Below are 13984 nucleotides of genomic sequence, written 5' to 3' on the forward strand. Positions count from 1 at the left end.
TCTTCCCTTATCTAGTGCAGTTTATTGATGAGGGTTTCTACGGAAAACGCCGTTGCCTTAAGAATAGGCGTTGGATAGATACCAAAGAATATTGTAAGAATAACCATTGGATAAAGGAGGAATTTTTCTCTTAAAGAAAGATCTATTAATACTTTTAAATTCTCTTTATCCAAGGAACCAAAAACCACACGCCGATAAAGATAAAGGGCATAGGCTGCCGATAAGATAACACCTGTTGTTGCTAAAACAACAACCAATTTATTTACTTGAAAAACACCTATTAAGGTTAAAAACTCACCCAAAAATCCTGAGCTTCCAGGCAAACCAACATTTGCCATAGTGAAAATTAAGAAAACAACAGCATATTTAGGCATATTATTCACTAAACCACCAAACGCTGAAATTTCACGCGTATGTAAGCGATCATAGATAACCCCAACACAAAGAAACAATGCTGCTGAAACAATTCCATGGGATAACATCTGATAAATAGCCCCTTGTATCCCCTGTTCATTTGCAGCAAAAATACCCATTGTCACATACCCCATATGCGCTATTGAAGAATAAGCAATAAGTTTTTTGATGTCACTTTGAACAAGTGCAACCAGTGATGTATAAATAATAGCGATAAGCGATAATGTGAAAACAAAAGGCGCAAAATCTGCTGAAGCGATAGGAAACATAGGCAAAGAAAAACGAAGAAAACCATACCCACCTAATTTGAGTAAGACACCAGCTAAAATAACGGAACCCGCTGTCGGTGCTTCTACGTGAGCATCAGGGAGCCATGTATGAACTGGCCACATTGGCATTTTAACTGCGAAAGAAGCAAAAAATGCAAGCCATAGCCATATTTGCATATGAGCAGGAAACTGATAATTGAGTAAAGTTGGTATATCAAGTGTCCCAGCCTCCCAATACATAACCATAAGAGCAACCAGCATAAGCACTGAACCAAGTAAAGTATATAAGAAAAACTTTATACTTGCATAAACACGACGTGCTCCTCCCCATACACCTATAATGATAAACATTGGAATAAGGCTGCCTTCAAAAAAAACATAGAATAGCATTGCATCAAGAGCACAAAAAACGCCAATAATCGCAACTTCTAGAAGAAGAAACGCAATCATATAAGCCTTTAATCTCTCTTTAACATTCTCCCAACTTGCTAAAATACAGAAAGGCAAAAGAAAAGCCGAGAGAACAACAAAAAGAATAGAAATACCATCAACCCCCATATGATAGCTAATACCCCCCCCTAACCAACTGGATTTTTCAACCATTTGAAAATTTTGGTTGCTAGAATCAAATCCTATCCAAATAATTAAAGAAATAATAAAAACAAATAGAGTCGTAAAAAATGCGACATTACGTATATTATGGCGTGCTACTTCACTATCATCTTTGATAAACAAAATCAGAAGCACACCAACAAGCGGCAAAAATGTAACCGTAGAAAGAATAGGCCAATCGGTCATTAGTTTACGCCCCCGATCATCATCCATGTAATGAGCAATGCAACGCCGATAAGCATTGCAAATGCATAGTGGTAAAGATAGCCTGTTTGCATTCGAACAACTCTATTTGTAATATCAACAACACGCGCTGCAATACCATTAGGGCCTAGACCATCAATAATCTTACCGTCTCCCACTTTCCAAAGAAAAGAACCAATTCTAAAGGTAGGACGAACAAACAAAAAGTTATATAATTGATCGAAATACCATTTTTGGTAAAGAAAGTTATATGTTCTTGGCATAATACGAACCATTTTCTTAGGAAGAGATGGGATAGAAACATAAAATAAATAAGCTAAGATAAACCCAAGAAGCATCGCTATAAATGGCGACCATTTTACCCAATTAAAGACATGGTGGGCATCATGAAGAATGTGATTATGGCTGCTTGTAAATAATGCTCCCTTCCAAAAAGCATTATACAACTCACCAAAAAAGTAAGGTTGGAAAACGACACCAGAAAATATTGCTCCAATAGATAAAAGAAAGAGTGGAATCAACATAACTGGAGGCGATTCATGAACATGATGCATCACATCAACTGTTGCCCGTGGTTTACCATGGAATGTCATAAAGATAAGCCGCCATGAATAGAAACTTGTTAAAAAGGCAGCAAAAACAAGAAGATAAAAAGCATATCCTGAAGCAATATTATGAGATGCAAAAGCAGACTCTATAATCGCATCTTTTGAGAAAAAACCTGCAGTCCCGAAAAGTGTTCCTGGAATTCCAACACCGGTCAAGGCAATGGTCCCGACCATCATCATCCAATAGGTGACCTTTATATGTTTGCGTAACCCACCCATTTTTCGCATATCTTGTTCATCAGATACAGCATGAATCACAGAACCTGCACCAAGAAACAATAAGGCCTTAAAAAAAGCATGCGTAAAAAGATGAAAGACAGCAGCGCCATAAGCTCCAACACCTAATGCCACAAACATATAACCAAGTTGAGAGCATGTAGAATAAGCAATAACACGCTTAATATCATTCTGCACCAACCCCACAGTTGCTGCAAAAAACGCTGTTGTTGCACCAACAATAATAATCACGGTCAAAGCAGTCGAAGAAAGTTCAAAAATTGGCGACATACGCGCAACCATAAAAACACCAGCCGTTACCATTGTAGCAGCATGAATAAGCGCTGATACAGGGGTTGGTCCTTCCATTGCATCAGGCAGCCAAGTATGTAAAAGAAATTGTGCGGATTTTCCCATCGCACCAATAAATAATAAAAGACATGTAATGGTAATTGCCGTCTGCCCATCAAATTGCCAATCTAAAAATGTCACATTTTGTATAAAGCTCTTGTCGGCAGCTTTTGCAAAAATAGAGGCAAAATCAACTGATTGGAACAAAACAAAAATACTAAAGATTCCTAAGAGAAAACCAAAGTCTCCAACACGGTTAACTACAAAAGCTTTCATTGCGGCCTTATTAGCAGAATCGCGCTGAAACCAAAAACCGATGAGTAAATAAGAAGCAAGTCCGACACCTTCCCATCCAAAAAACATCTGAATCAAATTATTGGATGTGACCAACATAAGCATCATAAATGTAAATAAAGAAAGATAAGAAAAAAAACGAGACCTTGAAGGATCATGATGCATATAACCAATTGAATAAATATGCACCAATGCCGAAACACTGTTTACAACAATAAGCATGACAGCTGTTAATGCATCAACATGTAAAGCCCAATTAAAGCTTAAGTCACCAACAGTCATCCAATGTAATACCGATACATCAATCGCTGGAATATGACCAAGTGCAGTACTGAAAAATGCTATCCACGATAATATGGCAACAACAACCATAAAGCTACATGTTATCAATTCACTCGCACGATCTCCTATCGTTTTTCCACCTAGTGCAGCAATTAAAAAACCCAAAAGCGGAAGAAAGACAATCGTATAATACATCACTGGTTAGCCTTTCATTACATTAACATCTTCAACCGCAATGGAACCACGATTACGGAAAAAAACGACCAGAATTGCTAAACCAATGGCAGCTTCAGCAGCTGCTACGGTTAAGACAAATAAAGCAAATACCTGACCAACGAGATCATGAAGAAATGCTGAAAATGCAACAAAATTGAGATTAACTGAAAGCAATATAAGCTCAATGGACATCAAGATAATAATCACGTTTTTTCTGTTGAGAAAAATTCCAGCAATACCAATTGTAAACATCAAAGCAGAAACAGTGAGATAATGTGTAATATCAATATACATCTACATAGCCCCCTTATATACCTTTGCCTGATTCAACTTGTTTGATTTCAATAGCACTTTCTACCGTTCTAGAAACTTGCTCCGCAATAGATTGCCGCTTTACTCCTAATTTATGACGAAGTGTTAGAACAATAGCTCCAATCATTGCAACCAATAAAATCATTCCAGCAATTTGAAAATAGAAAACATAATCCGTATAGAGAATATCACCTAATGCTTGTGTATTTGTTCGCTGGGCTAAATCTGGCATTGGTTGCGTAACATGCGTTCTCAAGATTGGAGAAAAATAGCTACTCATAAAAACAACAATCAATTCTACAGCGATAATAACACCAATAAGAGCTCCAATAGGAGCATACCGAAGAGTTCCACTCTTTAACTCAGCAAAATCAACGTCAAGCATCATAACGACAAATAAAAATAAAACAGCGACAGCTCCAACATACACAACAAGCAGAATAAGCCCTAAAAACTCTGCCCCTGCAAGTAAAAACAAAGCTGCTGCATTAAAAAATGCGAGGATTAAAAACAAAACAGAATGCACTGGATTGCGTGCTGTAATAACAATAACTGCACTTGTTAGCATAATAAAAGCAAACAAATAGAAAAATGCCGCCGCTAGATCTGTTAGCATAGGCTTCTCCTTAATTATTCAAACAATTGGTATAAACTTCATACCAGATTACAATTTATCGGAAAAATATCCGACACCTCATTTAACGATACACTTAACGATAAGGCGCATCCATCAATATATTTCGAGCAATTTCTCGCTCCCAGCGATCTCCATTCAATAAAAGCTTTTCTTTATCATAATAAAGTTCTTCACGTGTTTCCGTCGCAAACTCAAAATTTGGACCTTCGACAATAGCCTCAACCGGACAAGCTTCTTGACAAAAACCACAGTAAATACATTTAACCATATCGATATCATAACGGACAGTTCTACGTGTACCATCATTGCGCCGTGGCCCAGCTTCAATTGTAATCGCTTGAGCAGGACAAATCGCTTCACATAATTTACAAGCAATACACCGTTCTTCACCATTTGGATAGCGACGCAATGCATGCTCACCGCGAAAACGCTGAGATACAAAACCTTTTTCATAAGGATAATTAATCGTGGGCTTTGGTGAAAAAAATTGGCGCATAGCTAAGAAAAAAGCACTCACAAATTCCAATAGAAGAAGTGACTTTGCCGCCTGAATGAAACCTGACATCGTAAAATCTCCTCTTAAACGAAATCCGTAAACTTTAAAAAAGCAGCAGTTATCACAACCATTGCTAGTGAGAGAGGAAGAAAAACCTTCCAACCAAGCCGCATGAGCTGATCATAGCGATAACGTGGAACAAATGCTTTAACCATAGCAAACCAAAAAAATACAAAACAGACTTTTAAAACAAACCAAATGATACCAGGAACCCAATTAAGCCACCAAACATCTAAAGGAGGCAGCCAACCGCCTAAAAATAGAATGGTTGTTAATGCGCACATTAAAACAATCGCAACATATTCACCTAAAAAGAAGAGCATGTAAGGCGTTGAAGAATATTCTACCATATGACCAGCAACAAGTTCAGATTCTGCTTCCACCAAATCGAATGGAGGACGGTTTGTCTCTGCAAGCGCAGAAATAAAAAATATAATAAACATTGGAAAAAGGACCAACCAATTCCAATCGAGAAAACTGTTAAAAGGAAGACCAAGAGTTGTACCAAAACCATGACTTTGTTTAAGAACAATTGTTGTAAGATCCAACGAACCACTCACTAAAATAACGGTCACAAGCACAAAACCAATGGAAACTTCATAAGAAACCATTTGTGCCGCCGAACGAAGAGCTCCTAAGAAAGGATATTTTGAATTTGATGCCCATCCCCCCATAATAACACCATAAACTTCAAGAGATGAAATAGCTAAAATATAAAGCAAGCCAACATTAATCTTCGCAACCTCCCAACCCTCATTGACAGGAATAACAGCCCAAGTTGATAAAGCAAGTGTCGCTGAAACAAAAGGAGCCAAAAGAAAAACCCCCTTATTTGCACCTGCTGGGATAATAGGTTCTTTCACAACAAATTTAATTAAATCTGCAAAAGACTGTAACAATCCCCATGGACCAACAACGTTTGGTCCACGACGCAATTGTACCGCAGCCCAAATTTTTCTATCTGCGTAAAGAAGGTAAGCAACTAAGAGCAAAAGAACGACCAAAAGAAGAAGTGTTTTTCCGATTATAATGAGTAATGGCAACAGCCAAGTCATAAAGAAATCATACATCATTATTCTTTTTCCTTTGCCCTTACTTTACAGTACAGTTTGCGTAGAACGATTTTTTGCAAGAGATGAACATTTAGCCATAACAGCAGAAGCACGTGCTATCGGATTTGTTAAATAAAAGTCTTTAACCATAGAAGTAAATGTTTGACTCTCGAGAGAAACCATTTTTGAACCAAGCGCCTTAAGACCACTTATATCAGAAGGCACTATATCATCAACAGCACAAAGGTGTGGATAATCATTAAACAAGCATTGCCTTAATTGAGGAAGAGAATCAAAAGGGAGTTTTTGTCCTAAAATATCCGATAAAGCACGCAAAATAGCCCAATCTTCTTTTGCTTCACCTGGAGCAAAACCAGCCCGATTTGTCATTTGAACACGTCCTTCTGTATTCACATAAAGCCCTGATTTTTCAGTGTAAGCAGATGCAGGCAAAATAACATCAGCAGCATGTGCACCATTATCACCATGGCTCCCAATATAAACTGTAAAAGCTTTTGTATTGGCTAATTCTACTTCATCAGCACCAAGCAAAAATAGAACTTCACAGGTTTTAAGTATATTTGCAACCCCAAGCTTAGAAGTAAAGCCTATGTCTAACCCTCCAACAATCGATGCTGCATTATGAAGAACCCCAAACCCATTCCATGTCTCACTAAGAGCACCAATATTATCAGCTAATTTAGCAAGACTTTTTAAAACAGATAAACCTTCATTTCCTGAAACAGCCCCCTCTCCGATAAGAATAAGGGGCCTCTTCGCTTCTTTTAAGACATTAAAAAAAACATCCTCTCCACGAATAAGTGTCGTTAATGTATCACTCCCAGATCCAAGGTAAGAATAAGGATAACGTAAATCGACTTTCTCTCCAATTAATGCAATAGGAAAATTGCCCATCCGTTGGCGCTTTAAAATACGCGCATTTAAAACAGCTGCTTCATGACGTGGATTAGATCCCACAATAAGCAGTGCATCAGCCTGTTCAATACCTACAATTGTAGGATTAAAAATATAACTCGAGCGTCCAAACTCTGGCGATAAAGCCCCCCCTCTTTGACGACAATCAAAAAGCGTTGAGCCCAAAGAGCTCAATAATGTTTTAAGGGCATACATTTCTTCAACAGAAGCAAGATCTCCAGCAATGGCTCCAATTTTTTCTGGAAAAATTTTAGAGATCACCATTTTAATTTTTGCAAAAGCTTCTGTCCAACTGACAGGTTGAAGCTTTCCATCTTTGCGTACATATGGCTTATCAAGCCGCTGAGTCCGTAATCCATCCCAAATAAAACGCGTTTTATCAGAGATCCATTCCTCATTTACATCTTCATTCGTACGCGGCATAATCCGCATAACTTCACGGCCGCGGCTATCAATACGGATAGCACTACCAAGCGCATCCATCACATCAATCGATTCCGTTTTTACCAATTCCCACGGACGGGCATGAAACGCATAAGGTTTTGAAGTTAAAGCTCCCACTGGACAAAGATCAATAACATTTCCCTGTAACTCAGATGTCATAGCTTTTTCAAGATACGTCGTAATTTCAGCATCTTCACCACGACCGATCAAACCAAGCTCAGAAATACCTGCAACTTCCGTTGTAAAACGAACACACCGTGTACAATGAATACATCGTGTCATAACAGTTTTGACAAGAGGTCCAATATATTTATCTTCTACAGCACGTTTATTTTCTGTATAACGAGAACAATCTCGTCCATAAAGCATTGCTTGATCTTGAAGATCACACTCTCCCCCTTGATCACACACTGGACAATCCAAAGGATGATTAATGAGAAGAAATTCCATAACACCTTCACGTGCTTTTTTTACCATCGCCGTATTGGTAAAAATTTCAGGTGCTTCACCGTTAGGCCCTACTCGTAAATCACGAACCCCCATAGCACAAGAAGCCTGAGGTTTTGGAGGCCCCCCCTTAACCTCAACTAAACACATACGACAATTTCCAGCAATTGATAAAGATTCATGAAAACAAAAACGTGGCACTTCAACACCCGCCGCCTCAGCAGCCTGAAGCAACGTGTAGTAATCAGGAACTTCAATCTCTTTGCCATCAACTTTGATATTTATCATCACCCATCCAACCTGCGGATAACCCACTTAAAATTTGCATTCGGTTGCTCTTAGAACAAAATCCGTTATTAAACCGCTTCTAAAGCAATATTTTTGCTTTGGACTACATTTCGCGTGTATTCATCAATTCTACGCTCGATTTCCGGACGAAAATTACGTATCAACCCCTGTACAGGCCATGCGGCAGCATCACCAAGCGCACAAATAGTGTGTCCTTCAACCTGTTTAGACACTTCAAACAAAAGATCAATCTCGCGTTTTTGCGCTCTTCCTTCAACCATACGCCCTAAAAGACGCATCATCCACCCCGTCCCCTCACGACACGGTGTACACTGTCCACAACTCTCGTGCTTGAAAAAAGCAGCTATACGCCAAATTGCCTTGATAATATCGGTTGATTTATCCATAACAATCATTCCCCCTGTGCCAAAAGAAGACCCGACATCTCTCATCCCATCAAAATCCATGATCGCATCGATCATATCCTCACCACGAACGACTGGACAAGAAGCCCCCCCTGGAATAACCGCTAAAAGATTATTCCATCCACCACGAACACCACCCGTATGTTTTTCAATTAATTCACGGAATGAAACACCAAGAGCGTCTTCAAATGTACAAGGTGCATTAACATGCCCTGAAACCATAAATAATTTTGTTCCAACATTATTTGCTCGTCCAATTGATGAAAACCACGAAGCACCCCGCCGCAAAATCGTTGGAACAACGGCAATAGACTCTACATTATTTACTGTTGTTGGACAGCCATAAACCCCCATATTGGCAGGAAATGGTGGCTTAAGCCGAGGTTGCCCCTTTTTTCCTTCAAGACTTTCAAGAAGAGCCGTTTCTTCACCACAAATATAAGCACCAGCTCCATGATGAATAACAATATCACAAGCATGCCCATATTTCGTTTTTTTGCCAAGTAACCCCGCATCATAGCACTCATCAACGGCAGCTTGAAGCGCTTCACGTTCACGAATATATTCACCACGAATATAAATAAAAGCAACATTGGCTCCCATAGCAAAAGTAGCGATTACACATCCTTCAATCAAAGTATGGGGGTCATGACGTAAAATATCACGGTCTTTACAAGTTCCAGGTTCAGATTCATCGGCATTGACAACCAAATAATGAGGACGCCCATCATTCTGCTTTGGCATAAAGGACCACTTCATTCCAGTAGGAAAACCAGCACCACCACGACCGCGTAAACCCGATGCCTTCACTTCGTCAATGATCCAATCACGACCTTTGTCAATCATCTCTTTCAGACCATTCCAATGCCCACGCAACATCGCAGCCTTTAATGATTTGTCTTTTAAGCCATAAATATTGGTGAAGATACGATCTTTATCAGCTAACATACCTCACCTTTTTTCTATTACCCATAGCATTTTCCGCTTTTCCTCAAATGCAATTTTTAAATATCTTTTCAAGACTTCTTACTTTTCGTTAAATGTTGCCATCATGGGTAGAATAATAAAATATTTTTTCAAGAAAAATACTTAATTATGTTCCCATTCTTTCCTTATCCTTTTTTGGTGAATACTTGAGAGATCTTTTTTTCTTTCTCATCATCAATAAGAGAAGTTAAACCACTAATCGGTTCCGACGATTTACGACTATTTTGTGGACCAACCGCTATCTCAGAACTTTCACCTGCTTCAAATGCATCAATAATTTCTTCAAGGCGTTCAGCTGTAAGATCTTCATAAGTATCTTTAAAAATCATAACCATCGGAGCATTAACACAAGCACCAAGACACTCCACCTCTTCCCATGATAAGGTTCCATCCTGATTGGTCGCAAAAGGTTCATGATGAATTTTTTTCTGACAAACTTTAATCAATTCATCAGAACCACGTAACATACAAGGCGTTGTACCACAAACTTGAATATGCGCTTTTGTTCCAACAGGCTTAAGCTGAAACTGAGTATAAAAAGTAGCAACTTCTAAGACACGGATATAAGCCATGGAAAGAATCTGAGCAATATGCTCAATCGCAGCACGTGTCACCCAACCATCTTGCTCTTGAGCGCGCATTAATAATGGAATTACAGCAGACTGCTGACGCCCTACAGGATATTTTTTTATGGTATTTTGTACCCATATCTGATTTTCTTTTGTAAAAGAAAACTCAGCCGGCTGATAAACATCATCTGCAAGACGGCGTACGGACATTAGCGATCAACCTCCCCAAAAACAATATCAATCGAACCCAAAATAGCTGTAGCATCTGCCAACATATGACCTCTGGTTAAAAAATCCATAGCTTGGAGATGAGCAAACCCAGGAGCACGCAACTTGACACGATAAGGCTTATTGGTCCCATCAGAAACAAGATAAACACCAAACTCACCCTTCGGAGCTTCCACAGCAACATATACTTCTCCAGGAGGTGTATGAAAACCTTCCGTATAGAGTTTAAAGTGATGAATCAGTGCTTCCATCGAGCTTTTCATTTCACTCCGCGTCGGTGGTACGATTTTGCGATCCAAGCTCGAAACCGGTCCACTTTTTTCACTACTCAGTAAACGCTCCACACATTGGCGCATGATTTTCGCTGATTGACGCATTTCTTCCATACGAATAAGATAGCGATCATAACAATCGCTATTTTTACCTACAGGAATATCGAATTCCATTTCATCGTAACATTCATAAGGCTGACTTTTACGCAAATCCCACGGAACACCAGCTCCACGAATCATAACCCCAGAAAAACCGCGTGCCCAAGCTTCATCAATACTTACAACGCCAATATCCACATTACGCTGCTTAAAAATCCGATTTGGGGTCACAAGCGCATCAAGTTTTCCGAGAGAAACAAGAAATGGATCAATAAAATCACCAATATCTTCAACTAAAGATTCTGGTAAATCTTGATGCACGCCACCGGGACGAAAATAATTTGCATGAAGACGAGCACCGCAGGCACGCTCATAAAAAATCATCAACCTTTCACGTTGCTCAAACCCCCAAAGCGGTGGTGTTAAAGCGCCAACATCCATTGCCTGTGTCGTTACATTAAGCAAATGATTAAGAATACGCCCAATTTCAGAAAACAAAACACGTATTAATTGCCCTCTTTTAGGAACTTTAATATCTAATAACTTTTCAATAGCAAGAACAAAGGCATGTTCCTGATTCATAGGAGCAACATAATCCAAACGATCCAGATAAGGACCCGCTTGAAGATAAGTCTTTGTTTCCATTAATTTTTCAGTACCGCGATGCAACAACCCAATATGTGGATCTACACGCTCAACAACTTCACCGTCCAACTCCAGAACCATGCGCAAAACCCCATGCGCGGCAGGATGCTGCGGACCAAAATTGATATTAAAGTTTCGAACATTGACCTCAGCCACAATCAACCCCTTGCTTTTTAAAAAACTTCATATCAAATATCAAAAAAATCTATCACGCTAAAAAATATTTAATTATTTAAGAAATACAGTACTCTAATATAATGCCTTATCAAAACCAATATTATTTTTTTTCATCTGCTTTTCCATCACGTGGCAAAGTATACTGTCCTCCTTCCCAAGGAGACAGAAAATCAAAATTACGCATCTCTTGGCGCAAAACAACAGGCTCATAAATCACCCTCTTTGCTTCATTATCATAACGGCATTCAACAAATCCTGTCACAGGAAAGTCTTTGCGTAAAGGATATCCTTCAAACCCATAATCTGTTAAAATCCGTCTCAAATCCGGATGTCCTGAAAATAAAATCCCATACATATCATACGTTTCTCGTTCATACCACTCTGCACCAGGATAAACCGTACAAGCTGAAGCAACAGGAGTATTTTCATCAGTACGAACCTTTACACGTAAGCGTAAATTCTCACGAGGAGATAACAATTGGTAAGAAACATCAAAGCGCTTATCGCGAGAAGGATAATCCACACCACTAATGTCTGTAAGATTAATAAATTGACAGCGAGAATCATCTCGAACAAACATTAAGACATCGATAATTGCATCAAGACGCGCCACAATGGTCAATTCACCAAAAGCAAGAACAGTCTCTTCAAGCTTATTTTTTAACTTGTTTTCCAAATAAGCAGCAAGTTCAACCAATGTTTCATCCACCATGACAAGAAAACTCTCTATCGCTCTATGGATCCGGTACGACGGATTTTTTTCTGTAACAACAATATGCCGTATAATAATGCCTCTGCTGTAGGTGGACACCCTGGAACATATATATCGACAGGCACGATACGATCACATCCCCGCACTACTGAATAGGAATAATGATAATATCCCCCACCGTTTGCACATGACCCCATAGAAATCACATAACGTGGCTCAGGCATCTGATCATAAACCTTCCTTAAAGCAGGCGCCATCTTATTTGTGAGCGTACCAGCAACCACCATCACATCGGACTGGCGGGGTGAAGCTCGTGGTGCATATCCAAAACGCTCATTATCATAATGAGGCATTGAGCATTGCATCATTTCGATAGCACAACAAGCCAAACCAAAACTCATCCACATTAAAGAACCGGTACGTGCCCAAGTAATCAAAGCATCTGCCGAGGTAACTAAAAAACCCTTATCTGATAATTCAGCATTGATATCACGAAAAAACTTATCATCAGATCCTATCAGCCCACCAGTATTTGGATCAATGATTCCTTTTGGTTTTGGAGCTGTAATCGTTGAATTATTAGATCTTAATTCCATTCAAGAGCTCCTTTTTTCCATTCATATATAAATCCAATAGTCAAAATCGCTAAAAATACAATCATCGACCAAAAGCCAAACATACCTATTGATTCGAATGAAACAGCCCAAGGAAAAAGAAAAGCAACTTCAAGATCAAAAATAATAAATAAAATTGATACCAAATAGAAACGAATATCAAACTTCATGCGTGCATCACTAAATGAATTAAACCCACATTCATAAGCCGATAACTTTTCAGGATCGGGGGAACGATATGCTACAATGTAAGGTGTAATCAACAAAACTCCAGCAATAACCGCTGACACAATAATGAAAATCAAGACTGGTAAGTAAGAGCTCAATAAATAAGCCATAACCCTCTTCCATCGTAACGAAATGCCTGAGTTAACACAATGATTCAATATTGCGAGACCAAACAGACAAATTTAACAATCGCTCTATTAACTCTATTCATACTGCTTCAAAGGCATACAGAGCGATACTTTTCTTATCGGCATAGGTAACGCAGAGCAAAGAAAGACGCAAGCCCTATTCTTATAAACCATATAAAAAGAAAGAAAAAACATATTTATCCCCCAATCAAATACTCCACCACCTCACTTATAGCATATGGATACTTAAAAAAAGGAAATTTCATAAGGAATCAAGAAATGGCGCGAGTGACGGGGCTCGAACCCGCGACCTCCGGCGTGACAGGCCAGCACTCTAACCAACTGAGCTACACCCGCGCATTTTTTTCGAACCAATTTAATTTGGTACAAGCGGTCGTGTAAGGGGTTCACGCGTCTATGTCAAGAAGGATTATGCATTTTTAAAAAAAATTATCAAATACCATCTTTATTCTTGCGTTTAGAAAAATTTTTCCTTAAAGAGTCTCCATTCAATTGCTGATCATTGCATTGGGCGATTAGCTCAGCTGGTAGAGCGCCTCGTTTACACCGAGGATGTCGGGAGTTCGAGTCTCTCATCGCCCACCATATAGCTTTATATTCCTATTAAGCTGTTGATTCTTCATATGTTTTTTTAAGTGAGGGACGCGTAAATAAAAGTTGGGGAATAGGATTTTCTAACATTTCTCTACAACAGTAGCATTTTCTTTTCTTTGCGCTTCGCTAATCATCTCTAATAATGTT

13 protein-coding genes and 2 tRNA genes are annotated in these 13984 nt (G+C 39.0%); 1 reads left to right on the plus strand and 14 read right to left on the minus strand.

Translation table 11 applies throughout. The annotated features are described in order from the left end of the window. Positions 1-11: 11 nt before the first annotated feature. The 14 genes from ACFILD_RS01655 to ACFILD_RS01720 all read right to left on the minus strand — a co-directional run bounded on the left by ACFILD_RS01655 (position 12) and on the right by ACFILD_RS01720 (position 13579). Positions 12-1481, minus strand: coding sequence for an NADH-quinone oxidoreductase subunit M (locus ACFILD_RS01655; RefSeq protein WP_273791287.1), 1470 nt, complete (start codon positions 1479-1481; stop codon positions 12-14). After that, positions 1481-3445: an NADH-quinone oxidoreductase subunit L gene (gene nuoL / locus ACFILD_RS01660; protein WP_375631157.1), complete on the minus strand. Its 1965-nt coding sequence runs from the start codon at positions 3443-3445 to the stop codon at positions 1481-1483. The genes ACFILD_RS01655 and nuoL overlap by 1 nt, the downstream gene beginning before the upstream one ends. A gap of 6 nt (positions 3446-3451) precedes the next feature. Next, positions 3452-3760, minus strand: a complete 309-nt coding sequence (nuoK, locus tag ACFILD_RS01665; RefSeq protein ID WP_273791275.1) for an NADH-quinone oxidoreductase subunit NuoK — start codon at positions 3758-3760, stop codon at positions 3452-3454. A gap of 13 nt (positions 3761-3773) precedes the next feature. Next, positions 3774-4394 (minus strand): NADH-quinone oxidoreductase subunit J, encoded by a 621-nt coding sequence (locus ACFILD_RS01670; RefSeq protein WP_273791276.1) that lies wholly within the window; start codon positions 4392-4394, stop codon positions 3774-3776. Positions 4395-4488: 94 nt separating this feature from the next. Next, on the minus strand, positions 4489-4980 hold the full coding sequence (nuoI, locus tag ACFILD_RS01675; protein WP_273723184.1) for an NADH-quinone oxidoreductase subunit NuoI: 492 nt from the start codon (positions 4978-4980) through the stop codon (positions 4489-4491). Between the two features lie 14 nt (positions 4981-4994). Then, positions 4995-6041 (minus strand): NADH-quinone oxidoreductase subunit NuoH, encoded by a 1047-nt coding sequence (nuoH, locus tag ACFILD_RS01680; RefSeq protein WP_273791289.1) that lies wholly within the window; start codon positions 6039-6041, stop codon positions 4995-4997. A gap of 27 nt (positions 6042-6068) precedes the next feature. After that, a complete protein-coding gene (nuoG, locus tag ACFILD_RS01685; protein WP_273791277.1) occupies positions 6069-8138 on the minus strand; it encodes an NADH-quinone oxidoreductase subunit NuoG in 2070 nt (689 codons plus the stop codon). Between the two features lie 68 nt (positions 8139-8206). Continuing rightward, the gene (nuoF, locus tag ACFILD_RS01690; RefSeq protein ID WP_273791278.1) at positions 8207-9511 is read right to left on the minus strand and encodes an NADH-quinone oxidoreductase subunit NuoF; all 1305 of its coding nucleotides are present in this window, start codon (positions 9509-9511) and stop codon (positions 8207-8209) included. A gap of 164 nt (positions 9512-9675) precedes the next feature. Further along, entirely contained in the window at positions 9676-10329 is a 654-nt protein-coding gene (nuoE, locus tag ACFILD_RS01695) for an NADH-quinone oxidoreductase subunit NuoE (protein WP_273791279.1), read from the minus strand. Further along, the gene (locus ACFILD_RS01700) at positions 10329-11519 is read right to left on the minus strand and encodes an NADH-quinone oxidoreductase subunit D (protein WP_375664685.1); all 1191 of its coding nucleotides are present in this window, start codon (positions 11517-11519) and stop codon (positions 10329-10331) included. Before ACFILD_RS01700 ends, nuoE begins: the two co-directional genes overlap by 1 nt. 121 nt (positions 11520-11640) lie before the next feature. After that, positions 11641-12252 (minus strand): NADH-quinone oxidoreductase subunit C, encoded by a 612-nt coding sequence (locus ACFILD_RS01705; protein WP_273791281.1) that lies wholly within the window; start codon positions 12250-12252, stop codon positions 11641-11643. Between the two features lie 14 nt (positions 12253-12266). Then, positions 12267-12848, minus strand: coding sequence for an NADH-quinone oxidoreductase subunit B family protein (locus tag ACFILD_RS01710; RefSeq protein WP_273791282.1), 582 nt, complete (start codon positions 12846-12848; stop codon positions 12267-12269). After that, complete coding sequence (locus tag ACFILD_RS01715) at positions 12839-13204, minus strand: NADH-quinone oxidoreductase subunit A (RefSeq protein WP_005773599.1); 366 nt, start codon at positions 13202-13204, stop codon at positions 12839-12841. Before ACFILD_RS01715 ends, ACFILD_RS01710 begins: the two co-directional genes overlap by 10 nt. Positions 13205-13502: 298 nt before the next feature. Next, positions 13503-13579: transfer RNA gene (locus tag ACFILD_RS01720), tRNA-Asp, on the minus strand. Positions 13580-13752: 173 nt separating this feature from the next. Here ACFILD_RS01720 and ACFILD_RS01725 point away from each other — a divergent pair. Further along, positions 13753-13828: transfer RNA gene (locus ACFILD_RS01725), tRNA-Val, on the plus strand. Positions 13829-13984: the final 156 nt, after the last annotated feature.

Source organism: Bartonella sp. CL162QHHD (assembly GCF_042195435.1).
Classification (GTDB): domain Bacteria; phylum Pseudomonadota; class Alphaproteobacteria; order Rhizobiales; family Rhizobiaceae; genus Bartonella.